This window comes from Corynebacterium mucifaciens (assembly GCF_012396315.1).
Lineage (GTDB): Bacteria > Actinomycetota > Actinomycetes > Mycobacteriales > Mycobacteriaceae > Corynebacterium > Corynebacterium mucifaciens.
Genome location: NZ_JAAXPF010000001.1, coordinates 317,047 through 343,838, shown reverse-complemented (window position 1 = coordinate 343,838; position 26,792 = coordinate 317,047). Strand labels below are relative to the sequence as shown.

26 protein-coding genes are annotated in these 26,792 nt (G+C 65.9%); 3 read left to right on the top strand and 23 right to left on the bottom strand.

Annotated elements, in window-relative coordinates; all coding sequences use genetic code 11:
- Positions 1-22 precede the first annotated feature (22 nt).
- From HF989_RS01660 to HF989_RS01645, 4 genes are read right to left on the bottom strand one after another with little or no spacing between them, the layout of a single operon-like run.
- The gene (locus HF989_RS01660) at positions 23-1,144 is read right to left on the bottom strand and encodes a cysteine desulfurase family protein (RefSeq protein ID WP_168683613.1); all 1,122 of its coding nucleotides are present in this window, start codon (positions 1,142-1,144) and stop codon (positions 23-25) included.
- 10 nt (positions 1,145-1,154) lie between these two features.
- Complete coding sequence (locus HF989_RS01655) at positions 1,155-2,294, bottom strand: THUMP-like domain-containing protein (protein WP_168683612.1); 1,140 nt, start codon at positions 2,292-2,294, stop codon at positions 1,155-1,157.
- Positions 2,284-3,171, bottom strand: a complete 888-nt coding sequence (locus HF989_RS01650) for an NUDIX hydrolase (RefSeq protein WP_425482970.1) — start codon at positions 3,169-3,171, stop codon at positions 2,284-2,286. The genes HF989_RS01655 and HF989_RS01650 overlap by 11 nt, the downstream gene beginning before the upstream one ends.
- A gap of 16 nt (positions 3,172-3,187) precedes the next feature.
- On the bottom strand, positions 3,188-3,982 hold the full coding sequence (locus HF989_RS01645) for an ABC transporter ATP-binding protein (RefSeq protein WP_168683692.1): 795 nt from the start codon (positions 3,980-3,982) through the stop codon (positions 3,188-3,190).
- A 152-nt stretch (positions 3,983-4,134) separates the two neighbouring features.
- Here HF989_RS01645 and HF989_RS01640 point away from each other — a divergent pair, with 152 nt between their 5' ends.
- On the top strand, positions 4,135-6,162 hold the full coding sequence (locus HF989_RS01640; RefSeq protein WP_168683611.1) for a maltotransferase domain-containing protein: 2,028 nt from the start codon (positions 4,135-4,137) through the stop codon (positions 6,160-6,162).
- Between the two features lie 9 nt (positions 6,163-6,171).
- Complete coding sequence (gene glgB, locus HF989_RS01635; protein ID WP_210728892.1) at positions 6,172-8,361, top strand: 1,4-alpha-glucan branching protein GlgB; 2,190 nt, start codon at positions 6,172-6,174, stop codon at positions 8,359-8,361.
- On the opposite strand, the gene HF989_RS01630 is transcribed toward glgB, so the two are convergent.
- The 19 genes from HF989_RS01630 to rho form a co-directional block, all read right to left on the bottom strand.
- Positions 8,362-9,198, bottom strand: a complete 837-nt coding sequence (locus tag HF989_RS01630; protein WP_168683610.1) for a tetratricopeptide repeat protein — start codon at positions 9,196-9,198, stop codon at positions 8,362-8,364.
- Positions 9,199-9,201: 3 nt separating this feature from the next.
- Entirely contained in the window at positions 9,202-9,504 is a 303-nt protein-coding gene (locus tag HF989_RS01625; RefSeq protein WP_168683609.1) for an MTH1187 family thiamine-binding protein, read from the bottom strand.
- Positions 9,505-9,514: 10 nt separating this feature from the next.
- On the bottom strand, positions 9,515-9,802 hold the full coding sequence (locus HF989_RS01620) for a hypothetical protein (RefSeq protein WP_168683608.1): 288 nt from the start codon (positions 9,800-9,802) through the stop codon (positions 9,515-9,517).
- Positions 9,802-10,494, bottom strand: a complete 693-nt coding sequence (nucS, locus tag HF989_RS01615; protein ID WP_168683607.1) for an endonuclease NucS — start codon at positions 10,492-10,494, stop codon at positions 9,802-9,804. The genes HF989_RS01620 and nucS overlap by 1 nt, the downstream gene beginning before the upstream one ends.
- A gap of 22 nt (positions 10,495-10,516) precedes the next feature.
- Positions 10,517-10,981, bottom strand: a complete 465-nt coding sequence (locus tag HF989_RS01610) for a DUF2550 domain-containing protein (protein ID WP_168683606.1) — start codon at positions 10,979-10,981, stop codon at positions 10,517-10,519.
- A 138-nt stretch (positions 10,982-11,119) separates the two neighbouring features.
- Entirely contained in the window at positions 11,120-11,488 is a 369-nt protein-coding gene (locus HF989_RS01605) for a F0F1 ATP synthase subunit epsilon (RefSeq protein ID WP_168683605.1), read from the bottom strand.
- Between the two features lie 11 nt (positions 11,489-11,499).
- Entirely contained in the window at positions 11,500-13,017 is a 1,518-nt protein-coding gene (atpD, locus tag HF989_RS01600; protein WP_246233731.1) for a F0F1 ATP synthase subunit beta, read from the bottom strand.
- Between the two features lie 3 nt (positions 13,018-13,020).
- Positions 13,021-13,989, bottom strand: a complete 969-nt coding sequence (locus tag HF989_RS01595) for a F0F1 ATP synthase subunit gamma (protein ID WP_168683604.1) — start codon at positions 13,987-13,989, stop codon at positions 13,021-13,023.
- Positions 13,990-14,040: 51 nt separating this feature from the next.
- On the bottom strand, positions 14,041-15,705 hold the full coding sequence (gene atpA / locus HF989_RS01590) for a F0F1 ATP synthase subunit alpha (protein WP_168683603.1): 1,665 nt from the start codon (positions 15,703-15,705) through the stop codon (positions 14,041-14,043).
- An 8-nt stretch (positions 15,706-15,713) separates the two neighbouring features.
- Positions 15,714-16,547: a F0F1 ATP synthase subunit delta gene (locus HF989_RS01585; protein ID WP_168683602.1), complete on the bottom strand. Its 834-nt coding sequence runs from the start codon at positions 16,545-16,547 to the stop codon at positions 15,714-15,716.
- A 5-nt stretch (positions 16,548-16,552) separates the two neighbouring features.
- Entirely contained in the window at positions 16,553-17,125 is a 573-nt protein-coding gene (locus tag HF989_RS01580; protein WP_168683601.1) for a F0F1 ATP synthase subunit B, read from the bottom strand.
- A 48-nt stretch (positions 17,126-17,173) separates the two neighbouring features.
- Entirely contained in the window at positions 17,174-17,419 is a 246-nt protein-coding gene (locus tag HF989_RS01575) for an ATP synthase F0 subunit C (protein ID WP_034999811.1), read from the bottom strand.
- A gap of 97 nt (positions 17,420-17,516) precedes the next feature.
- Positions 17,517-18,311: a F0F1 ATP synthase subunit A gene (atpB, locus tag HF989_RS01570; RefSeq protein ID WP_168683600.1), complete on the bottom strand. Its 795-nt coding sequence runs from the start codon at positions 18,309-18,311 to the stop codon at positions 17,517-17,519.
- Between the two features lie 343 nt (positions 18,312-18,654).
- Positions 18,655-19,065 (bottom strand): Cg1360 family ATP-synthase-associated protein, encoded by a 411-nt coding sequence (locus tag HF989_RS01565; protein WP_168683689.1) that lies wholly within the window; start codon positions 19,063-19,065, stop codon positions 18,655-18,657.
- A gap of 44 nt (positions 19,066-19,109) precedes the next feature.
- Positions 19,110-20,270, bottom strand: a complete 1,161-nt coding sequence (locus HF989_RS01560) for an MraY family glycosyltransferase (RefSeq protein ID WP_168683599.1) — start codon at positions 20,268-20,270, stop codon at positions 19,110-19,112.
- Between the two features lie 5 nt (positions 20,271-20,275).
- Positions 20,276-20,932 carry an L-threonylcarbamoyladenylate synthase gene (locus HF989_RS01555; protein ID WP_210728891.1) on the bottom strand — a complete coding sequence of 219 codons (657 nt, stop codon included), beginning with the start codon at positions 20,930-20,932 and terminating at the stop codon, positions 20,276-20,278.
- Positions 20,933-20,958: 26 nt separating this feature from the next.
- A complete protein-coding gene (gene prmC, locus HF989_RS01550) occupies positions 20,959-21,810 on the bottom strand; it encodes a peptide chain release factor N(5)-glutamine methyltransferase (RefSeq protein WP_168683598.1) in 852 nt (283 codons plus the stop codon).
- Positions 21,797-22,876 (bottom strand): peptide chain release factor 1, encoded by a 1,080-nt coding sequence (gene prfA / locus HF989_RS01545; RefSeq protein ID WP_168683597.1) that lies wholly within the window; start codon positions 22,874-22,876, stop codon positions 21,797-21,799. Before prfA ends, prmC begins: the two co-directional genes overlap by 14 nt.
- Positions 22,876-24,744 carry a transcription termination factor Rho gene (rho, locus tag HF989_RS01540; RefSeq protein WP_210728925.1) on the bottom strand — a complete coding sequence of 623 codons (1,869 nt, stop codon included), beginning with the start codon at positions 24,742-24,744 and terminating at the stop codon, positions 22,876-22,878. Before rho ends, prfA begins: the two co-directional genes overlap by 1 nt.
- A gap of 298 nt (positions 24,745-25,042) precedes the next feature.
- Between rho and HF989_RS01535 the strand changes: the two genes are divergently transcribed.
- Positions 25,043-26,773, top strand: coding sequence for a long-chain fatty-acid--CoA ligase (locus tag HF989_RS01535; RefSeq protein WP_168683595.1), 1,731 nt, complete (start codon positions 25,043-25,045; stop codon positions 26,771-26,773).
- Positions 26,774-26,792: the final 19 nt, after the last annotated feature.

Below are 26,792 nucleotides of genomic sequence, written 5' to 3'. Positions count from 1 at the left end.
CAAACCACACGCGACACGCGCCTTACAGCGCACCCGCCGCCCGCGCACGCTCGACCACTTCCGGGATGGCCGCTAGGAACGCGTCAACGTCGTCGCGCGTGTTCGTCCGCCCCACCGTCACGCGCAGAGCCCCCATCGCCTCGCGCTCGGAATACCCCATGGCCTCTAGGACGTGGCTCATCCGCACCACACCGCTGGCACACGCAGATCCGGCGGAGACCTCAATCCCCTGCGCGTCGAGCAGCATGATTAGCGCGTCCGCGTTCGCGCCCGGGAACATGAAGTGCGCGTGCCCCGGCAGGCGTGGCTCCCCGGTGGTGACGATCACCTCCGGCACCGCCGCTTCAACCCCGGCGACCACCACGTCTCGCAGCTCGCTGATCCGGGCGCGCTCCGCCTCCATCTCCGCGACCGCCTCCTCCAGTGCCGCCGCCGTCGCCGCCGCGGACGCAACGTCCACCGTGCCCGAACGGATGCCGCGTTCCTGCCCGCCGCCCAGGATCACCGGCTGCGGCGCCGGGGAACGGCGCGCCAAGAGGATCCCCATCCCCCTAGGCCCGCCAAACTTGTGGGCGCTGGCCGCCAGCGTCGCCGCTCCCAGCTCGTGGAAGTCCACCGGCATGTGGCCAACTGCCTGCACCGCATCCACGTGCACAGGAGTGCCGACGGCCCCCGCGCGCCGCACAACCTCGCCCACGGGCTGGATAGCGCCCGTCTCGTTGTTCGCCCACATCACCGCCGCCACCGCCGCCGGGGTGTCCAGCACCGCAAGGTCGGAGATCCGCCCGTCGCGGCCGACTGGGAGCCACGCGACATCCTCGCCGGTCTGGTCTAGGGCCTTGACCACCTCGAGCACCGCAGGGTGTTCGATCTGGGTCGACACGACGCGGCCTGACTGAGAGGCGCCAAACAGCCCGCGCACGCCGATGTTGTTCGCCTCCGTACCGGACCCGGTGAAGACCACCTCAACTGGGTCCGCACCGAGCGCCCGCGCGATACGCTCCCGGGACTCCGCGAGCACCGCGTTGGCCCGGCGCCCCGCGGCGTGCTGGCTGCCCGCGTTGAGTGCGCCTGCGTGCTCCACCCATGCATCGACGGCGCTTTGGCGCATGGGTGTGGTGGCTGCGTGATCGAGGTAGGCCATGGGTGCCAGGTTAGGCGTGGACGCGCGGGCCGCACACATGCGCCACCGCATCGTCGCCGATGCGCGCGATCACCACACCCATCTGCCTCTCCCCGCGCAGCTTGAGCTTCTTGCGCAACTGGTCTGGGTCCACGTCCACCCCGCGCACGAGAATCTCCGCCGAGCCCGCCCCGTGGCCGGCGAGCGCCCGCTTCAACCCGCGCAGCGGCACCGCCTCAATGAACTCGAAGCCGCTGTATCCCGCCGGCACGTCGTCCCCGGTGGTGAACGCGATGTGCTCGTCCAGCATGCTCAGCCCGTGGCGCGCCGCCCACTGCCGCACGAGGCCTGCGCGCACAATCGCGCCGTCCGGCTCAATGATGAATTTCCGCGGCGCGGTCACCGCCACCTCGTCGGGTTCCTCATCCGTCACGCGTTCCTCGCACTTTCGCAGCACGACTGCTTCTCGACGCGCTCCGCCCGCCAACCCGGGGGTGTACAGGCACGCTTCCTTCACCCCGCCGTCGACGGAGACAACGCTGACCAGGCCGTGCCACTGCGAATAGTCGATGCCCGGCGCGCACTTGACTGCCAATTCCCGCCCCGCACAGGCCTCGAGCAGGTCCGGCAGTGGCGGGAGGAGCTTTGCGGGATCGGTGATGCGCCTGCCGCCGGCCCGGCGCGCGGGATCGGCAACCACCACCCCGCCGCCGCTCACCGGCGCGAGCGCATCGGCTTGGGCTAGCCACGCGTCTGGCCCCAGGTTGTGCCGCGCCATGACCAGGCGCGCCAGGTCCAAGTCGGAGCCAAACCAGTCCAGCCCAGCGGCTGAAAATGCCGGGGCCTCCGAGCCCACGGAGCAGGTGACGTCGTGGACAAACGCCGCCCCGGCCGCGGCGATGCGCTCGGCCCGCACGCGTGCCACCCGGGCAGGTGTCGCCTGCTGGACGGCGGCGTCGTCCGTGAGCCAGTGCGAGGGAAGCTTCCCCACTGCCGCGCGCTGCGAGGCGATGAGCACGCTCACCGCGCGGGCGTAGTCGCCGAAATGGCGGTCCAGCACTGCCCTGTCGGCGAACACCGACGTCTTGGTCAACGCCACCTCGGGGGCAACCTGCGCGATTTGGTCGGCGCTGGCCGCGAGGTAGCGGGCTTCTTCAACGCTAAATCCCACCGCGGCGTCCGATCCTGTCGATGGGGATAAACGAGTAGAAGTCGCTGAAACGCTGATCGTCCACCGGGTCCCCCAGCACCGGCGCGAGGTCGGAGGTCTCGGCGGCTGCGAGCGCCTCGGCAGTGTCTGCAAAGGACGCAATGGCGGAGAGTTGTGCCCAGGTGGACGGCGCGAGGCGGACCAGGCCGTGGCGCCAGCCGTTGAGGAGTAGCTGCGGCGGGAACCAGTTCGCGTCGTCCGCCTCGTCGGTCTCGGAATCCGGTTCTTGGCCCCCGGGGTGGGCTGCGACGAAGGTGAACGTGTCGAACCAGTTGCCGCTTTCAGACTGGCCCACCCAGCGCGCCAGCGGTTTGAGCAGGTCGCCACAGACGTTGAGGTTGGACTCGCGGAGCACGTCGGTAAGCGAGAGCTCGTGCGATTCCAGCTGGAGGCGCCGGTCGTGGAACGGCCGGGCGTCGTCCAGCAGCACGCAGTCGTCGTCGACCGCGAGCAACGTGCCGGTCTCCTCGAACAGCTCGCGCACCGCCGCGAACATGAGCGCGTGGGCCTTGTACTTGGTCACGCCGAGCTGGCGGGCGAGTGACACGGCGGAGCGGCCGAGCCACAGATCACCGTCGTTCCACGCGCGCGGCGGGAAGTCGCGGGAATCCACACCTCCGCCGGGAAAGACGGTGATGCCGGGGTAGTTCGGCATTGACAGCACGCGTTCCTGCATCCACACCTCGATGCCGTCCGTGCCGTCGCGCAGCAGCACCACCGTGGCGGACAGCCGGGCACCCTGGAACCCGCTCTGTTCGCTGACGTCGATGGCGTCTGCGGCGTCGTGTGTCATCACGCCCTGGCGGACGTTGCGTTGCCTGGTCCTTTCCGTGGGCATGGCCGCTCCCCCAGGCTTACGCCCGGTGCGCACCCCCGCGTGCGGCGCGTGCCCGGCGCGCGAAGTAGCGGCCCTCGTCCACCGTGACCTCGATGGGCTGGTGGTACGCGCGCGAGACGTTCTCGGAGGTGAGCACATCGTCGATGAGGCCTTGGGCCACCACCTCGCCCTCGTCCAGCAACATGGCGTGCGTAAACCCGGCCGGGATCTCCTCTAGGTGGTGGGTGATCATGACAATCGCGGGCGCATCCGGGTCCATGGCAAGGTCCGCCAGGTAGCTCAGCAGGTCCTCACGCCCGCCAAGGTCCATGCCGGCAGCCGGCTCGTCCAAGATGAGCAGCTCTGGGTTGGTCATCACCGCGCGCGCCACCAGCACCCGCTTCTTCTCGCCGTCGGAAAGGGTGCCCCAGCGCCGGTCCATCAGGTGGATCGCACCGACCTGCTCGAGGACCTCGAGCGCCTGCTCGTAATCCATCTCGTCGTAGTCCTCCCGCCAGCGGCCCAAGATGGCGTAGCCGGCGGAGACGACGAGGTCGCCCACCTTTTCGTCGTCCGGCACGCGCTGGGCCACCGCCGACGAGGTCACGCCGATGGCCGCGCGCAGGTCGCGCATGTCGGTCGCGCCGACGCGTTCGCCGAGGATAAATACCGTGCCGGCGGAGGGGAACTCCTGCGCGGAGGCCATGCGGATCAGCGTGGTCTTGCCGGCGCCGTTGGGGCCGATAACCACCCAGCGCTCGTCCAGCTCCACCTGCCACGTCACGGGGCCCACCAGCGTGCGGCCGCCGCGGACGAACTCGACTTCGCGCATGTCGACGAGCAGGTCCGGGTCCGTGGTCAGTGGCTGGGCGTTTTCCTCGTTCGTGTTCACGCACCCATCTTTACCTATTTCGACCCGCGTGTGTGGGAGGCCCGCGCTACCCTGGCTGATGGAATGCAGGCAGGTTGAGAGGGTCCGAAATTATGGTTGCTCGCTTTGGCATCGACGACGTGCGCCCGCAAGTCTCCGGGCGGACGTTGCCCGCTAAGGCCGTGGTCGGCGAGGTGGTGCCGGTCTCGGCGCTGGTGTGGCGCGAGGGCCACGATGCGGTGGCCGCCACGCTCGTGCTGGTCGCCCCATCGGGCGAGCAGTACTCCGTGCCCATGCACCAGGAGGTCTACCGCCCGGACTACGTCCACGGCATCTTCATCCCGCGCGAGCAGGGCCTGTGGCGCTACCGCGTGGACGCATGGAGCGACGTCATGGCCACATGGCGCAACGCCGTGGAAAAGAAGCTCACCGCTGGCCAAACAGAGGCCGAGCTGGCCAACGACATCGCCCGCGGCGCCGACCTGTTCACAGCCGCCATCGCGCAGACCCCGTCGCCCGAAGTGCTCGAAAACGCGCGGGCGGCGCTTCTCGACGACACGCTGACGCTCAGCCAGCGCATCGCGCCGGGCGTCTCCCAGGAGGTGCGCGACGTGCTGGCCGAGTACCCCCTGCGCGAGCTGGTCACGCGGGGGCCGGTGGCGGACATCCTGGTGGAGCGCCGCGAGGCGTTGGTGAACTCCTGGTACGAGCTGTTCCCCCGTTCCACCGGCGGGCTGGATGCGGACGGTAACCCGGTCCACGGGACGTGGGCGACCACCGCCGCTCAGCTGCAGCGCGTGGCCGACATGGGTTTTGACACCGTCTACTTCCCGCCCATCCACCCCATCGGCGAGGTCAACCGCAAAGGCCGGAACAACACGCTCGCCGCGCAGGACGGGGACGTGGGTTCGCCCTGGGCCATTGGCTCCAAACACGGCGGCCACGACGCTTTTGACCCGAACCTCGGCGGCGAGGACGAGTTCTTGGACATGATGGACCACGCTAACGAGTTGGGCCTGGAAATCGCCCTCGACTTCGCCCTGCAGGCGGCGCCGGACCACCCGTGGGCCAAAGAGCACCCGGAGTTTTTTACCGTGCTGGCGGACGGCACCATCGCGTACGCCGAAAACCCGCCGAAGAAATACCAGGACATCTACCCCTTAAACTTCGACAACGCGCCCGAGAAGCTCTACGCGGAGATCTACCGCGTGCTCATGTACTGGGTGGATCTCGGCGTGACCACCTTTCGCGTGGACAACCCGCACACCAAGCCGGTGGGCTTCTGGCACTGGCTCATCACCAAGGTCCACGAGACGGACCCGGACGTGATCTTCCTGGCTGAGGCATTCACTCGCCCACCACGGATGTACGGCCTGTCCAAAGCGGGGTTCTCGCAGTCCTACACCCACTTCACGTGGAAGACCACGAAGGCGGAGCTGACCGATTTCGCGCAGTTGCTGGTGGACGTCGCAGACGTCTCCCGCCCCAACCTCTTCGTCAACACCCCCGACATCCTCCACGCATCCCTGCAACAGGGCGGCCCTGCCGCGTTCGCGCTGCGCGCCACCCTGGCCGCGACCATGAGCCCGCTGTGGGGCGTGTACTCCGGCTACGAGCTCTACGAGGACCGCCCGGTCGCAGAGGGCAGCGAGGAATACCACGACAGCGAGAAGTACCAGCTGCGCCACCGTGATTTCGCCGCAGCGCTGCAAAACGGCACCTCGCTCGAGCCGTACCTCACGCTGCTCAACACCATCCGCCGCGACAACCCCGCCCTGCAGCAGCTGCGCCAGATCCGTTTCCACGAGATCGCCAACGACCAGATCATCGCGTACTCCAAGGTGGACGCCGAAACGGGCAACGCGGTCCTCGTGGTGGTCAACCTCGACCCCTCCTCCACACAGGAGGGCATGCTGCGCATCGACGCCTCCGCCGTGGGCCTGAACGATGGCGACACCTTCGGGGTGGCCGATCAGATCACCGGCGAAACCTACACCTGGACAGCCACCGAGACCGGCAACTTCGTCCGGCTCGCCCCCGAGAAGAATGTGGCGCATATTTTCCGGCTGCCGGAGGTGCCGAAGGTGCGTCGAGAAGCACTTGCGTACCGTCAGATCTCAGACCACGACTACCGCCCCTAAGGAAACGCCATGAACACCGACCTGCTCATCCCCGAAGGCGACCGCCAGCGCCTCATCGAATGCAAGCACCACGCGCCGCACGATTTCTACGGCTGGCACAGGCTGAGCGCCGGATCCGTGGTGCGCACCCGCTTCCTCGGCGCGGAGCGCGTGGAGCTGCTCATCCACAACGCTGCCGAGGCGATGGAGCCCATTGGCGACGACATCTGGGCCATCGCGCTTGACGACGAGCATTCGCCCGACTACCGCTTCCGCGTGACCTACCCCGGCGCCGAGCCCCGTATCATCGCCGACGCGTACCACTTCTTGCCCACCCTGGGCTCCCTCGACCTGCACCTGATTGGCGAGGGCCGCCACGAACGGCTGTGGGAAGTGCTCGGCGCGAACGTGCGCTCCTACGAGACCTCTCTGGGCGAGGTCCGCGGCACCTCGTTTGCCGTATGGGCGCCCAACGCGCAGGGTGTGGCCGTCATCGGCGACTTCTGCGAGTGGAACCCGAACCAGTACCCGATGCGCTCCCTCGGTGTGTCCGGGGTGTGGGAGATCTTCATCCCCGGCATCGACGACGGTGCGACGTACAAGTACGCCATCCAAACCGCCGACGGCGCACGCGTGGACAAGGCGGACCCGCTGGCCAAGCGCACCCTCACCCCGCCGGAGACCGTGTCGGTGGTGGCGGCGCGAAGCGAGTTCGCGTGGACCGATGACGAGTGGATGCAGGCGCGCGCCGGGGTTGACGCCACGAACTCCGCCATGAGCGTCTACGAGTGCCACATTGGCTCGTGGAAGGAGGGATCGAACTACGCCACCCTCACCGAAGAGCTGGTGCCGTACCTGGTGAACAACGGCTTCACCCACGTGGAGTTCCTCCCCGTGGCCGAACACCCTTTCGGCGGCTCGTGGGGCTACCAGGTCACCGGCTACTATGCGCCGACGGCACGCTGGGGCACCCCCGACGAATTCCGCGCGCTTGTGGACCGCCTGCACGCCAACGGCATCGGCGTGATTGTGGACTGGGTCCCAGCCCACTTCCCCAAAGACGCCTGGGCGCTCGCGCGCTTCGACGGCGCGGCCCTCTACGAGCACCCCGACTGGCGCCGCGGCGAGCAGAAGGACTGGGGCACCTACGTCTTCGACTTCGGCCGCCGCGAGGTGCGCAACTTCCTGGTCGCCAACGCCCTGTACTGGTGCGAGGAGTTCCACCTGGACGGCCTGCGCGTGGACGCCGTGGCCTCCATGCTCTACCTGGACTACTCGCGCGAACCTGGCGAGTGGCTGCCCAACCAGTACGGCGGCCGCGAGCACTGGGAAGCCGTGCAGTTCCTGCAGGAGATGAACGCCACCGTGCAGCGCGAGCACCCCGGCGTGCTCACCATCGCAGAGGAATCCACCGCATGGCCGGGCGTGACCGCGCAGACCGACGCGGACGGCCTAGGCTTTTCGCTGAAGTGGAACATGGGCTGGATGAACGACACGTTGGAGTACTTCTCCCTCGACCCCATCCACCGCTCCCACCACCACAACGAAATCACGTTCTCGCTGGTGTACGCGTTCTCCGAGCGTTACGTCCTGCCGTTTAGCCACGACGAGGTGGTCCACGGCAAGGGCTCGCTGTGGCAGCGTATGCCCGGCGACGATTGGAACAAGGCCGCCGGCGTGCGCGCCCTGTACGGCTACATGTTCTCCCACCCGGGCAAGCAGTTGCTGTTCATGGGCTGCGAGTGGGGCCAAACCACCGAGTGGGACGAGGCCGGCTCCGTCAACTGGGACGACCTCGCCGAAGGCTGGGGGCACGACTACCACCATGGCATCCAGCGGCTCGTGCGTGACCTGAATCTGGTCTACCGCGACACCCCTGCCCTGTACTCCCAGGACAACGTGCCGATGGGCTTCCAGTGGGTGAAAGGCGACGACGCGGCAAACAACATCCTCGCCTACGTCCGCTGGGGCGCGGACGCCGCTCCGGTGCTGGCGGTGGTGAACCTCTCCGGCGTCTCACAGCCGAACTACCGCCTGGGGCTGCCGGAGGCCGGCGAGTGGGAGCTGCTGATCAACACCGACGACGCCGTCTACGGGGGTGCCGGCAACGACCTCCCCCGCGTCCTGCAGACCCAGGCGGTGGAGTGGGACCGCTTCGAGCAGTCCGTCGAGCTGCACGTGCCCGCGATGAGCGTGCAGTACTACGCGCTGCGCCGCTAGTTAAAACAGCGCGCTGGCGAGCCGGGTGCGCGCGGCGATCACCCGCGGGTCGCTCGGCTCCAGCAGTTTCAGCAGCTCGAGCAGGCGCTCTTTCGCCTGCGGCTCAGCTTTGACCATCCCGAGCAAGCGGTCGAAGGCGGCCTCGGGGTCGCCCGCGACAAACTCCTTATCCGCGAGCTGCAGCTGCCTCTCGACATCGTCCTCCGGCTCCCCCTGGTGCTGCGCTCGCTTGAGCACAGCGACGGTGGCCTTCGCCTGGGTGATCTCCGTGTTGGCGGGATCCTCCGCCAAGATCTGGTCATAGATCGCCGTCGCGGCATCGAAGTCGCCCGCGTTGAGCGCTGCCGTGGCCTGGTCCAGGCGGGGGTCTGTTTCGGTTTCCTCCGCAGTGCCGTCGTCGTCAAGCCCCTGTAGCTGCGGACCGAGCTGGCTGACCAGGGCGCCGACCCACTGCTCGAGCTCAGCCGCCGGCTGGTTTCCCTCGAAGTTGGCCACCGGGCGCCCACCCGCGAGAGCGACCACCGTGGGCAGCACGCGCACGCCCATCGCCTGCGCCACCTGCGGGGTAGCGTCCGCGTCGACGTAGGCCACCATGAACGCGCGCTGGCCTGCGGCGAGCTTCTGGAACTGCGCCTTCAAACTCTCGGAGTCGGCGCTTCGCGGCGTGCCAATGAGCACCGCCACGGGGATTTGCAGCGAGCGCTGGAACACCTGCTGTTCAACGCTCGTCTCGTCGACGGTGATGAACGGCTCGAAGCCGCCGGTGGGTGTTGCTTCGCTCCGGTCCGCGAGCGCCCCCAGATCGATCGCGCCGCCGGTGAAGTGCGGTTCAGTCATGCGTTATGCCTCCAGGTGCTTGTTCAAAGATTCCACTTTCTGCTGCAGCATATTCCCGTAGCCTGGGCGAATATCCGCCTTCACCACCAACGAGACCCGAGGCGAGACCTCCTCCACCGCTTGCGTGGCACGTTTGATCACGTCCATCACCTCGTCCCACTCCCCCTCGATCGTGGTGAACATGGCGGTGGTCTCGTGCGGCAGGCCCGACTCGCGGACGACCTTCACCGCCCGAGCGACAACGTCGGACATCTCCGCGTTGGAATTGTTTGTCACGGTCGGGGCCACAGAAAACGCTGCAATCATGCGGACTAGTCTAGCGCCGCTGCCAGCAGTGCTTGTGCCAGTGCCGGCGGTCGTCCACGCCCCTGCCCGTGTCCCGCGGCCAGGCCACCACGTGGGCCACTCCCGGCGGGATGTTTTGGTTGCACCCCGGGCACACGTAGTACTTCGTCGCCGCGGCCGCGCCGATCTGGCGGACCTTGAAAATCTCGCCGCGCGCCCAGCTCGGCCCCTCCATCTCTTGGGTGCCGATGAACGTCGAGCCGTCCCGCGGCAGCACATAACGTGGCGTATGGTGCTGGCGTCGGTTTCTGCGAGGCATTAGAACAGCCGCAATTCTGCGGACTCGATGCCGCGCAACTCGTCGTAGTCCAGGGTCACGCACTCGAACCCACGATCGCCCGCGAGGGTGCGCGCCTGGGGTTTGATCTCTTGCGCCGCAAACACGCCGCGCACAGGCCGCAGCAGCTCGTCCCGGTTTAACAGCTCCACGTAGCGGCTGAGCTGTTCGACACCGTCAATGCCGCCGCGGCGTTTGACCTCCACCGCCAGCGTGCCTCCTTGCGGGTCGCGCGCCAGAATGTCCACCGGGCCGATCGCGGTGGGGTACTCGCGGCGCACCAGGGTCACGCCTTCGCCAAGCGTTGTGATGTGCTCTGCCAGCAGCTCCTGCAGGTGGGACTCGACCCCGTCTTTCACCAGGCCCGGATCTTCGCCCAGCTCCCTCGTCTCATCCAGCAGCACCTCGGCGATGCTGATGCGCAGCTGCTCCCCCTTCGGGTTCTCAACAATCCACAGCTGCTCACCGGTGTCCTCGCCGTCCAGGTCAACGACGCTCTCCACGCGCGTGGTACATGGCGGAGTCATCCAGTTCAACGGCTTGTAGGCGCGGTCATCCGCATGGATGGACACGGAGCCATCCGCCTTTACCAAAATCAAGCGGGTCGCTTCCGGCAGGTGGGCATCCAAACGGCCGACATAGTCCACGGAGCAGCGGGCAATGACAAGACGCATGCCGTTTAGGGTACAGCGGGGGCTAGTGTCGCTCGGAATCGTGCCGGACGCGTCTGATCAGCGAACGCGCGTCGATACGCTCCTGGCGCACGTCCGGCGCGGCCTCCACCCACGAGATGAGCCCCATCTCGGTGCGGCCGTCGGCTGCGAACTCGAAGTCGCCCATGGGGCCAGAAAAGCAAAGGACGCGACCGATTTCGGGCATGAATTCGCGCTCATCGCCGGTCACGTCTCTAAAACCGTCGAATTCCACTCCCCGGCGGTCTAGTTCAATGTCGTGGTGGAAGGTCAGGGACCGAAGTTTGAAAAACAGCAGCCGTTCCCCGTCGTAGCGCAGCACACCATGACGCCACCCGTGCACGCCATCGGCCGGAAGCTCGCGCATCATCGCCCGGGCGCCGGAGTTGCGCACCACGGCAAACCGCCACGCTGCCGCCCCGAGGACGACAGCCAAGACGGCTGCTGCACCCACTGCGACGACCATCATGCCGGCCTGACCTCCTCGACCACGTTGGATAGACAACGCCGATGATGATACTGCACGAATGCAAAACACCCCCTCCCGGTTTCCCGGGAAGGGGTGTGCGTGTGACGGTCGGCGTCTATGCCTTCCTCACCAGAGCGATTACTGGCCCTGGCGGCGCACCGCGGCGAGCTGCGCCTCGGAACGCGCCTTGACCGTGCCGTCCTCGTCGTCGAGGTGGGACTCCGCCTCAGCGGCATCCACCTCGTCAGCGAAGACTGCGTAGTCGGCCAGAATGGTCACCTTGTCGCCCACAACGGACAGGAAGCCACCCTGGACGGCTGCTACGAGGCGCTCGCCGTCAGTCGGGCGGATGGTCACCACACCGTTGTCCTTGAGCTGGCCAAGGAGCGGCTCGTGGCCAGGAAGGACGCCGATCTCACCCTCCGTGGTCTGGGCGGTGACGATGCTTGCCTGGCCCTTCCAGAGCAAGCGGTCGACAGCGACCAGTTGAGCGGTAAGTTCAGCCATCGTTTACCCTCCTACGCCTGCAGCTTCTTGTACGCAGCCTCGACATCGTCCAGACCGCCAAGGCCGTTGAAGGCCTGCTCCGGGTAGTGGTCGAACTCGCCCTCGCAGAGACGGTCGAACGCATCGATCGTCTCCTCGAGCGGCACGTAGGAGCCCTCGTCGCCGGTGAACTTCTTCGCCACGAAGAAGTTCTGGCCCAGGAAGCGCTGGATCTTACGCGCGCGCTGCACGGTGATCTTGTCTTCCTCGGACAGCTCGTCCATACCGAGGATGGCGATGATGTCCTGCAGCTCCTTGTTCTTCTGCAGGATGCCGATCACCTTCTGCGCCACAGCGTAGTGGCGCTCGCCCACGATGCCCGGCTCGAGAATACGAGACGTGGAAGTCAGCGGGTCCACGGCCGGGTAGATGCCCTTCGACGCGATCGAGCGGGAAAGCTCGGTGGTTGCATCGAGGTGAGCGAAGGTGGTGGCCGGAGCCGGGTCGGTGTAGTCGTCGGCCGGCACGTACACGGCCTGCAGCGACGTAATCGAGCGGCCCTTGGTCGAGGTAATGCGCTCCTGGAGCACACCCATCTCGTCTGCCAAGGTCGGCTGGTAACCCACGGCGGAAGGCATGCGGCCCAGCAGGGTCGACACCTCGGAGCCCGCCTGGGTGAAGCGGAAGATGTTGTCGATGAACAGCAGCACGTCCTGGTTCTGCACATCGCGGAAGTACTCCGCCATGGTCAGGCCGGACAGGGCCACGCGCATACGAACCCCTGGCGGCTCGTCCATCTGGCCGAAGACAAGCGCGGTGTCGGGCAGCACACCCATGTCCTCCATCTCGAGGAACAGGTCGGTGCCCTCACGGGTGCGCTCGCCGACGCCGGCGAAGACCGAGGTACCGGAGAACTCGCGGGCGATACGCGTAATCATCTCCTGGATCAGCACGGTCTTGCCCACGCCTGCACCGCCGAAGAGGCCGATCTTGCCGCCCTTGACGTACGGGGTGAGCAGGTCGATGACCTTGATGCCGGTCTCAAGGATCTCGGTCTTACCCTCGAGGTCCTTGAAGGCGGGCGGTTCGCGGTGGATGCCCCAGCGCTCCCCGGTCTCGCCCACCGACGGGTCGTCCAGGCACTGGCCGAGAGCGTTAAACACGTGGCCCTTCACCTGGTCGCCCACCGGCACCGAGATCGGGTTGCCGGAGTCCGCAACCTTGGCACCGCGGACGAGACCGTCGGTCGGCGCCATGGCGATGGTGCGCACGAGGTTATCGCCCAGGAACTGGGCCACCTCGAGCACGATGGTCCTGGACATCTCGCCGAGGTCGATATCGACCTCGAGAGCGTTGTACAAAGCGGGCAGCTCGCCACGCGGGAACTCCACGTCGACGACTGCGCCAATGACGCGCACGACGCGGCCGTTCTCAGAACCGCGCGGGTTCTGAGTGTTCTCGACCGGAGCGGCGGCCCGGGCGTCGGACTCGGTCGGCGCCGCACCCGCCAGCTCGTCGTTGCGCTCATCAAAAGAGTGAGCAGTTGTCATGATTTAGTCACTTTCTCCACTACCGGACAGCGCGCCAGCGCCGCCGATAATCTCGGTGATTTCCTGGGTGATCTTTGCCTGACGGGCTTGGTTCGCTTCACGGGACAGGTCGTTTGCCAGCTCCGTAGCGTTATCCGTCGCGTTCTTCATCGCCGTGCGGCGAGACGCCGACTCTGCTGCAGCGGACTCTAGGAAGATCGAGTAGAGCAGCCTAGAGACGTACACCGGCAGCAGCTCGTCCATGAGCGTATCTGCGTCCGGTTCGAAGTTCATGTCCGGAGCCACCTCGCCAGAGGTGGTCAGCATGTCCTCCTGCTCGTACTTGAATTCGTCCAGCACCGGCTCGATGGGCAGCAGCTGGGTCACCCGTGCCTCCTGCGAGAGCATGGACACGAATTCGGTGTAGACCACGTAGACCACGTCGAAGCCGCTGACGGTCTCGCCCTCGCCGCCGTCGACACGCAGCGGCACCGATTCCTCGGAGCCGGCCATGTAGCCGTCGATGATCTGGTGGCGAACGTCGTGGGTGTCCTCCCACGACGGCTGCTGCGAGAACCCGGTCCAAGATCCAGCCACGTCCATGTCGCGGAACTTGAAGTGGGTGACACCCTTGTTGCCGGTGACGTAGCGGACTACCTCGTAGCCGGCCTCTTTCAGCATGCGCTCCAGCTGCGCCGTCTTCTTCAGAACGTTGTGGTTGTAGCCGCCGGCCATACCGCGGTCAGAGGTGACCACGAGGATCGCCGCGACCCGGCCGTTCTCACGCTCGTGGAGCATGGGGTGGGCCAGGGAGCTCGCGGACACGAGGCGTTCCATGACGTCTTTCAGCTCGTCTGCGTACGGCTTGGCCGCCTCGACGCGCTGCTGGGCCTTGGTGATCTGCGCGGTGGCGATCAGTTCCTGGGCCTTGGTGATTTTCTTCGTGGAGTTGACGGACCTGATGCGGTCACGCAATTCGCGAAGCGTTGCCATGGTGTTTCCTCCCTTCCTTTGTGTAGTAGTCCTAGTTGCGTTTCACGCGGACTAGGACCGGCTGACGTTGAGCTGGTTCTTGCCGACGGTGCTCGAGTCGAGCGACTCGGCCTCCGCCTCGCGGACAATGCGCTCGCCGGAGGTGGCCTGGAAGTTACGGGCCAGCTCGTCGTTGACACGCAGGATCGCGGCCTGGGAGTCGTCGTCAAGCTGCTTGCCGCCGGCGATCTGGTCGTACACCTGCGGTGCGTTGGCGCGGATGGCCTCGTGCAGTTCAGCCTCGTAGCGGCGGACATCCCCGACGGGAACGACGTCGAAGACGCCCTGGTTCGCCGCCCAAATCGAAATGATCTGGAACTCGACCGGCTGCGGCGCGTGCTCGGACTGCTTGAGCAACTCGACCAGACGCTGGCCGCGCTCGAGCTGCTTCTTCGAAGCTGCGTCGAGGTCGGACGCGAAGGCGGCAAAGGCCTCGAGGTCGCGGTACGCCGCCAGGTCGAGGCGGAGGTTACCGGCGACCTTCTTCATGCCCTTGGTTTGCGCGGCGCCACCGACACGGGAGACGGAAATACCCACGTCGATAGCCGGGCGGACACCCTGGTTGAACAGGTCGGACTGGAGGAAGACCTGGCCGTCGGTAATAGAGATGACGTTGGTCGGAATGAAGGCGCCCACGTCGTTCGCCTTCGTCTCGATGATCGGTAGTGCGGTCAAGGAGCCTGCGCCGAGCTCGTCGTTGAGCTTCGCCGCGCGCTCCAGCAGACGGGAGTGCAGGTAGAACACGTCGCCCGGGTACGCCTCGCGCCCCGGCGGGCGGCGCAGCAAGAGCGAAATCGCGCGGTAGGCCTCAGCCTGCTTGGTCAGGTCATCGTAGATCACCAAAACATGTTTGCCCTGGTACATCCAGTGCTGGCCGAGCGCAGCACCGGAGAACGGTGCAAGCCACTTGAAGCCCGCGGAGTCGGACGCCGGCGCAGCCACGATGGTGGTGTACTCCAGCGCACCGTTTTCCTCCAGCGTCTGGCGCACGCCGGCAATGGTCGAACCCTTCTGGCCGACGGCGACGTAGATGCAGCGGACCTGCTTCGACGGGTCACCAGTCTCCCAGTATTCCTTCTGGTTGAGGATGGTGTCGATGCAGACCGCGGTCTTACCGGTCTTGCGGTCGCCAATGATGAGCTGGCGCTGGCCGCGGCCGATCGGGGTCATGGCGTCGATCGCCTTCATTCCCGTCTGCAGCGGCTCCTCGACCGGCTGGCGGTCAAGGACGCCTGCGGCCTGGAGCTCCAGGGCGCGCTCTTCGTTGGACTCGATGGGGCCCAGGCCGTCAATCGGCTGGCCCAGGGGGTTGATCACGCGGCCGAGGAAGTTCTCGCCGACCGGGATCGAGAGAACCTCGCCCGTCCGCTTGACTTCGTCGCCCTCGGAAAGGGTCTCAAAATTACCCAGCACCACGACACCGATGGAGTCGGTCTCGAGGTTCTGTGCGACGCCGATGACGCCGTTCGGGAACTCGAGCAGCTCGTTCGTCATGCAACCTGGCAGCCCGGAAACCTGGGCAATACCATCTGCAGCCGAAGTCACCACGCCGACCTCCTCACGGGAGGCCTCCGCGGAGTAGCTCGAGGTGTAGTTCGCTATCGCGCTACGGATCTCATCGGAGGAGATCGTCAGCTCCGCCATGTTCTTCCTGCTCTCGGTAGTTTCTTCCAGCATGTTGTCTTCTATTTGGCCGCTTGGGCCGCCATGTCGGTGCGAAGGCGGTTAAGTTTGCCGCGCGTCGAACCGTCAATGACCTCATCGCCCACACGGACAACCATTCCGCCGAGGAGGCTGGGGTCAACCTCAGAGTGGATGGCCATCTCGCGACCGTAAATCTGCTCTAGCTTGCCGGCCAGTGCGTCGCGCTGGGTCTCGCTGAGTGCCTCAGCGGACTTCACGCGTGCGACAGCCTTCCCGCGCAGCTCCGCAACGCCCGCGGCCAACTCGGCCAGGTCGTCGACGGGGTTGTGCACGGGGCGGCCGATGACCTGCAGCGCTAGCGCCTCGGTGAACATCGTCACCTTGCCGTAAATCACGCTAGCCAACAGTCCGCGCTTCTGTGCCGGGGTTGCAGTGCGGTCGGAAAGAAGCTGGGTCAGCTCCTTCTCCCCCTCAAGCAGGACGGAGAGCTCGTACAGCTCGTTTTCCACCTGCTCAAGCTGGCCCTGCTCCTTGGCGCCCAGCTCCAGCGCACGCCGCCCGAGGTTGACCAACCCTGCGCGGAATTCGCGCGGGGTCGACCACTCCTGCTGCGCTGCTGCAGTGAGAATGTCCAAGGTGGGCTGTGCAACCTTGTTGCCGAACACGTCGCGGGCGATGCCCTCCCGCTGGGAGGCTTCGAGCGACGTATCCGCAACGGCAACACGCAGCGCGCGCTCGGCGTCGAGCTGATCCACAACAAGGAACAACTCGGTACCGATTTGCGCAGCCACGGCGACGGTATTGTCGGCGTTCCGGATCAGCTCATCGAGCGTGTCCGTAACGTGCGACTGTGCTTCGCGACTAGCTGCCTTCATTTCGCCTACTTCCTCGTCGACACGTGGTCGAGCTCGCTCAGGAACTCGTCGATCGTGTTCGAGCGGCGGGTCGAATCCGACAGCTCGGTGCCCAGCAGACGCTCAGCGAGCGAGATGGAGTTCTGGCCCATCTCGTTGCGCAGCTCAGCGACAACCTGCTCGCGGGAGGCCTGCAGCTGCTTTTCACCGGACTCGATGATGCGGCGGGCCTCCTCCTCGGCGCGGGCGCGAGACTCAGCCTCGATCTCCTTGCCGCGGGCGCGAGCGGCTTCACGGATTTCAGCGGCCTCGTGGCGCGCCTCCGCAAGCTCGGCGTTGTTCTTCTCCAGGGCAGCCTTAGCTTCCTTTTGGGCGACCTCAGCACGCTCGATGCCACCCTTGATTCGGTCTTCGCGTTCCGCCAGCACTTCCTGGAACTTCGGAATGACGTACTTCGCAAAAAGTAGGCCGACGATGATGAAAACGACAAGAGACCAAACCACGTCGTACGCGGCCGGCAGAAGAATGGAGGGTTCCTTCTCCAGCGGCAGCGTCTCGTGGCCCTCAGCGGCCACGAGGAATGCAGTGACGTTAGTCATTGGTTGCTCCTGATCTAAAAAATGTACGGGGTTACTCGCGGACGCTTTTTAGAACAGGAAGCCGGCAACGAGGCCGATGAGGGCGAGCGCCTCAACGAAGGCGATACCCAGGAACATGGTGGTGCGCAGCTGGCCGGCCATCTCGGGCTGACGAGCCATGCCCTCGACGGTCTTGCCGACGAGCATGCCGATACCGATGCCGGGGCCGATGGTTGCGAGGCCGTAGCCGATGGTGCCGAGACCCTCGTAGCGGTTCACGGTCTCCGCTGCCTGAGCAAGAATGATGTCGTTCATGTGAAAGTCGTTCCCTTTCTAGGCGCTCTCCCGCGGGATGCGGGCGAGCAAGTGACAGATAGTGGGGTTATTCAGTTGGCCGTGTGGTCGCGCTTTGTTAGTGCGCATCCGCGTGCAGCGACAGCTCGATGTACACCGCAGTCAGCAGAGCGAAGATGTACGCCTGCAGGAAGATGATGATCAACTCGTATGCGGTGAACAGCAGTGCTGCGATGAGGGTCAGGCCACTCACGGCCGTCCATGCGTTCAGCTGCCAGAAGAAGAAGTTCGTGGCGGAGTACAGCAGGACGAGAATGATGTGGCCGGCCAGGAAGTTCGCCATAAGACGAAGTGCCAGGGTGACCGGACGCAGAATGAACGTCGAGAAGAACTCGATCGGCACCACCAAAATGTGGAGCAGCGGCGGAAGGCCGGGAATCACGGTCGAGTGCTTGAAGTAGGCGATGCCGTAGCGCTTCACGCCGGCATAGATCATCGCGATGTAGGCCGCTACCGCCATCACGATCGGCATGCCGATGCGTGCGTTAGGCGAGATGTTCAACCCCGGGATGATCGTTGCCACATTCATGAACAGCGTGGTGAAGAAGATGGTGCACAGCAGCGGCAGGAACCGCTTGCCGTCCTTCTTGCCCAGCGTGTCCTCCGCGATTTGCACGCGGACGAAGTCGACGCCGATTTCGGCGACATTCTGCAGGCCCTTAGGAACCAGCTTGGGGTTCCGGAAGGCAATAACAAAGAGGAGCACCAGGATCGCCGCCATAAACAGGCGGACGAGCATGATGCGGTCGAGTGCGAACCACCCATTAGCGAAGTCCTCGCCAATGAGCTGGCCGTACGTCTGCCCCGGGAAAAATTCTGGACCGAGTGAAGGTGCGTGGAATTCGCCCTTCATGGCCAAAGTTGTAACGCTCAGCGTTCTCTCCCGTTCTCGGGCCGCGCACCGTCAGTGCCGGCGCGCGGTGCGATGGACGTCTTCAACAACAACTGCCTCCGCGGCGGACTCCGTCGCACATCTGCTTCCGCGGGGACAGGGGATGTCGTCCCTTTGCCGGTTTCCCCTGCTTAACAGGGTTAATATCGGCTCAGAACAAACCCAGCGGTTATCCTAACAGGCGTTCCGAGAAAAGTGGGTTTCACCTGGGCAGTCGTCCCCCCGGCTCGCCACCCCAGCCCCCAGCAAACCGCAACGCCCCAGTTCGCGCCCCATTTTCCGCGCTTGTTAGGTCTGTCACAGGCTACGTGGATGGCTCATCCAGGTACGTCGTCCGCGTCGTAATAACACCCCAGGTTTCTGCCGCCAGGGCGACCACCAACGCGGCGATGGTGGTCACGCCGAATGCGGCGTGGTCGTAGAAGTCGTAGCCGCGGATCCACAGCAGGAAAATCACTAACACCCCCATCTTCAGCAGCCACCCGCCCAGCACAACCGCCATGGTCGAGTTCGGCGACGAGTTCGAGGTAGCGAGCACGGTCACGGCGGTCAGCAACACGAAGCTGCCGCCCACAGCCACCCCCATGAGCACCGCCCAAATACCCGGCAGGTCGCGGGCGGCACCCCATGCCATCAGCGAGACAATCGTCAGCGCCACCAGCGCCCACACAGCTACCTGCAATGCGCGCACGAGGGGGCGCTTGTGGTCGGACATGGCGGAAGCGTCGTTGATTTCAAGCGGTTTCACGGAGGCACATCCTAGCTATTGCTTATCGACGGCACACCTGACGGCCCAATCTTGCCCCTGGCAAGCGGCACAAGAGTGAGCACGAAGGCCACCCCGAGTGCGACCCCGCTCAGTGCGAGCGCCGCCGGGGTGGGGATCAGCGAGAAACTCACTGCCCCAAAGGCCACCGCGGCCACCCACATGTAGAGCACCAAAACCGTTCGCCGGTGGGTGTGGCCGAGCCGCAGCAGGCGGTGGTGGATGTGGCCGGCGTCCGCCACGAACGGGCTCTGCCCCTTCGCCGTGCGCCTCACCACGGCCCACACCAGATCCAGCACGGGCAGCGCGATTGCCGCAAGCACGACGGCAATTGGGCTGACCAGCGCCACTAGGTCGGCCGTGCCGTAGAGCGACATGTTGATCTTGCCCGAAGCGGAGATGGACGCGGCGGCAAGGAGCAACCCGATGAGCATTGCACCGGAGTCCCCCATAAAAATCCGCGCCGGTTCAAAGTTGTGGGGCAAGAAGCCCGCGCATATCCCCACGAGGATGGCGCAGATAATCGCGGGCGGGTACGCGGAGACGGCCCCGCCCTGGTCGTGGAGCACGGCGAGCGAGTACAGCAGAATCGCCGAGCCCGCGATCATGCCCAGGCCTGCCGCGAGCCCGTCGATACCATCCACGAAGTTCACCGCGTTGATGAGCAGGACCGTGAACAGGGCGCTGAGCACCATGCCCTGCGCCTGATCCAAGATCAGCGTGGTGCCCTCCCCGAACGGCACATAGAACACGGTGAAGACGATGCCCAGCGCCGTCATCACAATCGCCGCGACAAACTGCCCGATGAGCTTGGTCAGCGCCCGTAGCTCGTAGAGGTCGTCCAGGACACCCACGAGCACGATGGACAAGCCCCCAACCAAGACCGCCGTCATCTCCGGGGTCACCGGCGCGAACCCGCGGGTGAGCGCAGGCAGCTGTTGCGCCAGCGCAAACGCGGCGAGAAACCCGGTGAGCATCGCCAACCCGCCTAACGAAGGGGTTGGCTGCGTGTGCACGTCTCTGGTGCGGATTTCCGCGACTCTCCCCGTTCGCACGAGCACCGAGCGCACAGGGCCAGTAGCGAGGTACGTCACCGCGGCGGCGACAAGCAGGATCAACCCCAACTCCCGCAGCGGAACACCAGAGGCGTTCATGGCGACTACTTCCTCCGCAGGCTCTCCGGGTCAAGTCCAAGGACTTCACCAATGCGCTCCGCTGAGATCGCCCCCTCGCGCAGAATCACCGGAGCCTGGCCCGACAGGTCGACAATGGTGGATGGCTTCCCCACCTCTGCCTCGCCGTCGTCGAGGTACAGCCCCACCGCGTCGCCGAACTGCTGGCGTGCTTGCGCCGCGGTCGTCGCCGGCGGGTTGCCCGAAATATTCGCAGAAGAAACAGCCATCGGACCGGTCTCTTGCAACAATTCCAGCGCGAGCGGCTGGTTCGGCATGCGCAGCAGTACTGTGCCGCGCGTGTCCCCCAAGTTCCACGGCAAACTCGGTGCCTCCGGCACCACGATGGACAGCCCGCCCGGCCAAAACGCCTCCACGAGGGTCTTCGCCGTCTCCGTGAACTCGCGCACCAGCCCCTGGATGGTCACCCACGAGCCCACCAGCACCGGCACCGGCATATCCGGGCCGCGGTGCTTGGTGGCCAAGAGGGTGGCCACGGCGTCGTTGTTGAACGCGTCGCAGCCAATGCCGTAGACCGTGTCCGTGGGCAGCACGACGCAGCGGCCGGCCCGCACCGCATCGGCGGCGGCGCGAATCCCCTCCTCGCGTCGTTGCGGGTCGAGGCAGTCGTACGTTTCCCTCATAATCGCTCCTTGCGGGTGGCAGGCAGTTACCGGGCTAGCTTACTCGCCGTGACAAAACGGGCCCGCCCAGCCAAATCCTTAACCACGCGGATGTCGCCGAACCCACCCGCGGCGACAACGTCTTGCACCTGCGCTGATGTCGTATCGTCGTGCTCGATGCCGAGTGCTCCCCCGTCGCGCAGCAATCGCTTAGCGACGGGCACGAGCCCGCGTATCGCCGCCATCCCGTCGGTGCCCGAAAAGACTGCCTCGTGCGGGTCCGCGTACACCTCGGCTTGGAGCTCCGGGGACTCCGGCACGTACGGCGGGTTGCTAACGACAAGATCTACCGACCCATCAAGCTCCGCCAACAGGTGCGGATCGGTCATATCATCTGCGACTATTCGCACCTGCGGCGCGTGCTCCTCCACGTTGCGCCGCAAATATTCACGGGCTTCTTGCGAGCGTTCCACGGCGTACACGGTGGCCGCCGGCACGGCGCGGGCAACGGTGATGGCCAGGGCTCCGGACCCAGAGCCGAGGTCGACGACGGTGGGGGCCGAAGGTGCGTCGTCAAGCATCTGCACCGCCCACTGCGCCAGCACTTCCGTTTCTGGCCTGGGAATGAACACGCCCGGCCCGACGGCGAGCTCGACACCGTAGAACGGCGCGCTGCCGGTGATGTGCTGCAGCGGCTCACGTGCGGCTCTGCGGGCAACGAGCTGGGCGTAGTCGCGCTCGAACCCCGCCGGCGGCTCGGCGAACATCAGCTCCACCGGCCGCAGCCCCAACAGGTGGGCCGCCAAGAGCCGCGCATCCACGTCCGGGGACCCGACGCCCGCCTCACGGAGCGTGCTCGCAGCGTCTGAGATTGCTTCCCGCAGGCTACTCGGCTTCAAGGCGTTCTTGGCGCTCGTGCGTCTGCAGGGCGGTGATCAGATCGTCCATGTTGCCGTCGAGCACCGAGTCCAGGTTGTTGGACTTGTAGTTGATGCGGTGGTCCGAGATCCGGTTCTCGGGCCAGTTGTAGGTGCGGATGCGCTCGGAACGGTCCATGGTCCGCACCTGCGATGCGCGGCCTTCCGCCTCCTCGGCCTCGGCCTTCTCGCGCTCGAGCTGGTCCAGGCGGGCCTGGAGCACCTGCATTGCGCGGGCGCGGTTTTGGATCTGGGAGCGCTCGTTCTGGCAGGTCACCACGATGCCGGTGGGCAGGTGCGTGATGCGCACGGCCGAGTCGGTCGTGTTCACGCCCTGGCCGCCCTTGCCCGAGGAACGGTAGACGTCGACGCGGAGGTCCTTCTCGTCGATGTTGACGCTTTCGACCTCGTCCGCCTCCGGGAAGACGTACACGCCAGCCGCGGAGGTCTGGATGCGGCCCTGCGACTCGGTCACGGGCACGCGCTGCACGCGGTGCACGCCGCCCTCGAACTTCAGCTTCGACCACGCGCCGTCGCGCGACGGGTTCTTGGCTTTGACCGCCACCGTCATGTCCTTCACGCCGCCGAGGTCGGACTCAGCGACGTCCAAGACTTCCCAGCTCAACGCGTGCTTCTCGCAGTACTTCTGGTACATGCGGGCGAGGTCGCCGGCGAACAGCGCGGCCTCCTCGCCGCCCGCGCCCGCCTTGAGCTCCATAATCACGTCGTCGCCGTCGCGCTCGTCGCGCGGGGCGAGCAGGTCCGCGAGCTCTTCCTCCAGGCGCACGATTTCGCCCTCGAGACGCTTGGCTTCCTCGGCGAACTCTTTGTCCTCGGCGGCCATCTCGGCGGCGGCCTCGTGGTCCTCCTGCGCCTGGGTCAAGTCGTTGTAGACGTTGATGATCGGCTGCAGCTCCGCGTAGCGCTTTGACAGTTTCCGGAACCGGTCTTGGTCGCCGGCGACTTCGGGGTCGCCCATCTGCGCCTGAATGCCCTGGTACTCGGACACGTAGTCGTCGACAAGCGATACCTGCGATTTTTCTGCCATTAGGAGTACTCCTCCTCATTCTCGGTCTGCGCCATCGGCGCGGAGTTGGCCACACCCATGAGGAACTCGCCGTTAGTCTTTGTCTTCTTCAGCTGCTTGATCAGCATGTCGATGGACTGCTGCGGGTCAAGCGCGGAAAGGATCCGGCGCAGCTTGTGCATCACGCGCGCCTCATCCGGGCTCATCAACAGCTCATCCTTGCGGGTGCCGGACGGGTTGACGTCCACAGCTGGGAACACGCGGCGCTCCGCAATCTTGCGGTCGAGCTTAAGCTCGGCGTTGCCGGTGCCCTTGAACTCCTCGAAGATGACGGTGTCGCCGGCGGAGCCCGTCTCGACCATCGCGGTGGCGATGATGGTCAGCGAACCGCCCTCCTCGATGTTGCGGGCGGCGCCTAGGAACCGCTTCGGCGGGTAGAGCGCGTTGGAGTCCACACCACCGGAGAGAATGCGGCCGGAGGCCGGGGACGAGTTGTTGTACGCGCGGCCCAGGCGGGTGATGGAATCCAGCAGGACCACGACGTCCTGGCCCATCTCCACTAGTCGCTTCGCGCGCTCGATGGCCAGCTCCGCCACCGCGGTGTGCTCGCTCGGCGGGCGATCGAAGGTGGAAGCAATGACCTCGCCGTTGACGCTTCGCTGCATGTCCGTGACTTCCTCGGGGCGCTCGTCGACGAGGACGACCATGAGGTAGCACTCAGGGTTGTTGGTGGCAATCGCGTTGGCGATGTTCTGCAGAATCGTCGTCTTACCGGCCTTCGGCGGGGAGACGATCAGCGCGCGTTGGCCCTTACCAATCGGCATGACCAAGTCGATCACGCGCGTAGTCAGGATCTTCGGCTCGGTTTCCAGACGCAGGCGGCGGTTGGGGTACAGCGGGGTGAGCTTGTGGAACTCCTTGCGGCTCTTCGCCGCCTCAAGTGTCTCGCCGTTAATGGAATCCACGCGCACAACCTGGTTGTAGCTGCGGCGGTTGCGGCCGTTGCCCTGCTGGTGCGATTGGCCGTTGGCGCGAACCTGGCCCATCACGGCATCGCCGGAGCGCAGGCCTGACTGGCGCACTAGCTTCTGCGGCACGTAGACGTCGGCGTTGGACTGGCGGTAACCGGTCGTGCGGATGAACGCCGAGCCGTTGTCCTGCACATCGGCAATGCCGGCGACCTCTTGCAGGTCTTCCGGGTCGAAGTGCTGGTCGTTGTTGTTGCCGTTGCCGCCGTTACCACCGTTGCCCTGGTGGTTGTCCCGGTTGCGGTTCCGGTTGCGGCGCCCGCGTCGGCCACGGCGCCCCCCGCCCTGGCCGTCATCGTCGTGGTGCTGGTTGCGGTCCTGATTGCGGTCTTGGTTGCGCTGCCCGCCCCGGTTCCGGCCGCCGCGGTTGTCGTCGTTGCGGCTGTCGTCGTTGCGGTTCTCGGCGTCGCGGTTGTCCCCGGCGTGCTTTTCGTCGTTGCGCTCGCCCGAGTGCTGCTTACCGTCGTCGTGCTGGTCCGCGTCGCGTCCGCGCCGCTCCGGACGGTCGCCGTCGTGCTCGGAGTCCTGCTGAGAGCGCGCACGGTTACGCCGCGCCCGGCGCGCAGCAGAACGGGAACCGCCGCGCGAATCCTCATCGTCGTTGCCGCGCTCCGCGTGTTCGGGCTGTGCGTTCCCCTTGTCGCCGGCGTCGCCCGGCGCGGGTGCGTCGGCCGCAGGCTCCGCCTTCGCAGCGTCTGCCACCTTGCCGGCCTCAGGCTGCGCCTGAGGCGCGGTATCAGCTGCAGCCTTCTTGGGTACCTGGCCTGTGGTGATGGCGTGGATAAGATCTCCCTTGCGCAGGCCGGAGATGCCCTTTAGCCCCTGCTCGGCGGCGATCTTCCGCAGCTCTGGGAGCTTCATTTTGGCAAGGTCTGCAGGTGTGCCGGTATCGGTCACGTGTGTCCTTTCGTCGCTAGACCAGCGCCACGTCGCGTACATCTGCGAGGTGTGTGCATACGCCGGTAGCGGTCATGTGCGGTCTGTCGGGGTGGGCTGCCTGGCCCGGCCGGATCTCGCGGGCCCGGGGAAACGATCCTCCCGGTTGCGCCGCCAACACCGTCAACCGGACTGCCCGGGGCGGTGCAATTCGCACGATCCACGCGAAAGTGTAGCGCATCGCGCCACCAGTGCTCATCGGGGCCGCGCTAACATAGCCTGCATGCTTTCAACGATGCAGGAGGTACCGTTTTCCGTCGCCAGGATTCTGGAGTTCGGCACCACCGCTCACGCCAACACGACGTGCACGACGTGGCGCGCATCCGGCGCGGAAGAAACGACGTTCGGGGAAATCGGGGCGCGCGCCACCGCCTTCGCCAACGCCCTGCACGACGACCTCGGCATCGACGGCGACCAGCGCGTTTCCACGCTGCTCTACAACTGCGCCGAGCACATCGAGGTTATGTTTGCCGTGGCCGCGAAGGGCGCGGTGTTCAACCCGCTCAACGTCCAGCTCATGGCGGACCAAATCGCGTACGTGGTCAATCACGCCGAATCCGAAGTGATCGTGGCCGACCCGCGCCTCGCCGAGAAACTGGGCGCCATTCTGCAGCTTTGCCCCAACGTTCGCGCGGTGGCGTTTACGGGCATCGCCCCGCTTAACGACGCAGCTTCGCACCTGCCCCCGTCAGTGGAGGTGTACAGCTACGAACAATTGCTCGACGGCCGCCCGACAACCTACCCATGGCCCGAATTGCCGGAGAACACCGCGGCCGCGCTGGTGTACTCGACGGCCACCACTGGCGCACCCAAGGGCGTCGCATACTCACACCGCTCCCTCTGGTTGGAGGCGACCGGGCTGCGCGCGACAGACTCGCTGGCCGTAGCGCACGGCGAGACCTTCCTGTGCTGCATCCCCATCTACCACGTGCTCAGCTGGGGCGTGCCCCTCGCCGCATTCCTCGCCGGCACGCCGCTGGTGCTGCCGGACTCGGACATGTCAGCGCCGACGCTAGCCAAGCTCATCGCAGGCACCCACCCCCGCGTCGCCCACGGTGTGCCCACCCTGTGGATCCAGCTCATGGTCCACTACCTGCACAACCCGCCGGAGCGCATGAGCCTGCAGGAGATCTTTGTCGGCGGGTCCCCAGCCCCGCCCGCGTTGATCAAGGTCTGGGAGGAGCGCTACGGCGTCGACGTCGTGCATGTGTGGGGGATGACGGAGACGTCCACGGTAGGCACCGTGGCCCGGCCCCCGTCTGGCGCGTCCGGTGAGGCGCGCTGGGCGTACCGCATCTCGCAGGGGCGGTTCGCACCCACGTTGCAGTACCGCGTGGTCAACGACGGCCGCGTTATGGCCTCCAACGACCGCACCCAGGGTGAAATCCAGGTGCGAGGCAACATGGTCGCGGCCAGCTACTACCACTCTCCGACCCAAGAGCCCGGAGAGATCGCCTCCACCTTCCGTGGCGAGAACGTGGACGACGTGGACAACCACTTCACCGCCGACGGCTGGTTGCGCACCGGCGATGTCGGCACCGTGACCAACGCCGGCTTCCTCACGCTCTACGACCGCGCCCGCGACGTCATCCGCTCCGGCGGCGAGTGGATTTATTCCGCCCAGGTGGAAAACCTCATCATGGAGTCCGAGGACGTCATCGAGTGCGCCGTCATCGGCATCCCGGACAAGAAGTGGGGCGAGCGCCCCTTGGCGGTGACCAAGCTCAACGCCGGTGTGGAGCCGACGAAGGACACCGCGGCACGCTTGCGTGCGGGGCTCGCCGACGTGCTACCGAAATGGATGGCGCCGGAATACTGGACGTTCGTGGACAGTATCGACAAGACCTCAGTGGGCAAGTTCGATAAGAAAGACCTGCGCAAGCACCTGCAGCGCGAAGAATTTGACATTCTCGCCCTGCCTGGTCCGGGCAGCAGGCCAAAACCCGCCTCGTAAACCGCCGGTGGCAGGTACG